Origin of the sequence: Haemophilus sp. HMSC066A11 (assembly GCF_001811665.1) — a bacterium.
GTDB classification, from domain to species: Bacteria; Pseudomonadota; Gammaproteobacteria; order Enterobacterales; family Pasteurellaceae; genus Haemophilus; species Haemophilus influenzae.
In genome coordinates this window covers 1-240 of sequence record NZ_KV805874.1, presented here as the reverse complement: position 1 = coordinate 240, position 240 = coordinate 1, and the positions used below count along the sequence as shown (strand labels likewise).

Annotated in this window: 2 pseudogenes; both read right to left on the bottom strand. The window is 36.7% G+C overall.

Annotated features, from left to right (window positions below):
- A pseudogene (locus HMPREF2813_RS09820) lies at nt 1–62 on the bottom strand (phosphohistidine phosphatase SixA); the annotation flags it as partial.
- A gap of 58 nt (nt 63–120) precedes the next feature.
- Nucleotides 121–240, bottom strand: a pseudogene (locus HMPREF2813_RS09645) (hypothetical protein); the annotation flags it as partial.

Below are 240 nucleotides of genomic sequence, written 5' to 3'. Positions count from 1 at the left end.
CGAGCTTTATCACTATTAGCCATTACTTCCGCTTCGCCGTGACGCATAATAAAAATGTTCATTTTGCTTTCCTAAAAACTTTATAAAAATAAACCGCACTTTACTAAGTGCGGTCAAAAATTAATTAATTTTTTTCACGGCTTCTGCAATTTCTTCTGCACATTGTTGTGCAAGTTCAGCATCTTGGCATTCCACCATAACGCGAATAAGTGGTTCCGTACCCGATTTACGCAATAAAAT